The 1,352-nt window shown below is 56.1% G+C and carries 1 protein-coding gene; it reads right to left on the bottom strand.

Features of this window, described 5'->3' with window-relative positions; translation table 11 throughout:
* Positions 1-244: 244 nt before the first annotated feature.
* Positions 245-1,264 carry an IS110 family RNA-guided transposase gene (locus tag DWA01_RS19180; RefSeq protein WP_114287422.1) on the bottom strand — a complete coding sequence of 340 codons (1,020 nt, stop codon included), beginning with the start codon at positions 1,262-1,264 and terminating at the stop codon, positions 245-247.
* Positions 1,265-1,352: the final 88 nt, after the last annotated feature.

Raw genomic sequence — 1,352 nt, 5'->3', positions numbered from 1 at the left:
TGTGTGGATGGCCCCTGCATAGCAAGACATTTTTGAGATGATCGGCACTGTTGTCAGAAGCAGTCATGTGTCCGGCCTGTTTGCGCGGTTTTGACCGCTGGCCCTGAAGGGTTCCGCAAACCAGGTCCCTATCAGCTCAGCGGGCTATAATGCCCGAGCCATTCGGCGGGGTGTCTTGGTTTTGGCGGCTGACTTTTGCACCATCATTTCGCAGGTCTTGCTATCTCGTGTTCCTCAAATCCTTTCAGGTCGTTCGAGGCATATACGGTTCGTTCTTTGTCAAAACGGCCCAGACGATACGCGCCGTCTTGTTCGCCATGGCGACAGTTGCCAAGCGGGCAGGCTTGCGTTCCAAAAGCTCCATGAGCCATTTGTTCGCCCGTTCCGGGTGGGATTTTGTCTGCCTGACGAGTGACGTCATTCCTACGACAAGCAGTTGGCGCAGATATTGGTCGCCCATCTTAGTGATCCGGCCCAATCGCTCCTTTCCGCCGCTTGATCGGTTGGTCGGCGTCAAACCCAGCCACGCCGCAAACTCGCGACCGTTCTTGAACTGGTGCCCACTACCAATGCTTGCAGCGATCGCAGAGGCCGTAACAGGGCCAACGCCTGGAATGGTCTGCAAAAGTTTGACACGGGTATCGCGTTTGGCTTCAAGTCTCAGACGGACTTCATACCAACGCACTTGTCCGTGCAGAACGCCCAACTGCCCACACAAATTATGGACCACGTCTTGCGCGGGTTCGGGCAGTTCTAACTCAGCTCCAGCCAGCACGCCCTGCGCAAAACTGATGGCACGTGCGAGACCTTTGGCGATGTACACGCCAAACTCTGCCAGCATGCTGCGCAAAGCATTGACCAACTGCGTGCGCTGACGGACCATGAGATTGCGCGCGCGGTGCAGGGAAAGCAGCGCCTGCTGTTCAACCGTTTTGATTTCGACAAAGCGCATCGTAGGGCGGGTGACTGCCTCACAAATTGCTTCGGCGTCGATAGCATCTGACTTTCCGCGTTTCACATAGGGTTTGACGTACATGGGTGGGATCAGCCGAACCTCATGGCCGAGCCTGGTCAGCTCGCGCGCCCAGTAATGACTTGTGGAACAGGCTTCCATGCCAACGAAACAAGGATCAAGACGCGCGAAAAACGGCAACACCTGAGCGCGCCGCAGAGGCCGGTTGAAAGCAACCTCGTCACTTTCCGTGATCCCGTGAACCTGAAAAATATTCTTGGCCAGATCGACGCCGATTGTTGTAACTTGCATGGGGCGGCTCCTCACAATAGCAGATTTTGACACCTGCAGTATGACGCATCGCGACGTCGGTTGGAGCAGGAGCCATCCACCCCATCAG

Source organism: Candidatus Halocynthiibacter alkanivorans (assembly GCF_003333265.1).
Classification (GTDB): Bacteria; Pseudomonadota; Alphaproteobacteria; order Rhodobacterales; family Rhodobacteraceae; genus Halocyntiibacter_A; species Halocyntiibacter_A alkanivorans.
The sequence above is the reverse complement of the archived record's forward strand: the minus strand, read 5'-3'. Positions and strand labels throughout refer to the sequence as shown.

What these genes read in the sequence shown, in the direction of transcription:
- DWA01_RS19180 (WP_114287422.1), bottom strand. Translation starts at nt 1,264, where the DNA reads ATGCAAGTTACAACAATCGGCGTCGATCTGGCCAAGAATATTTTTCAG.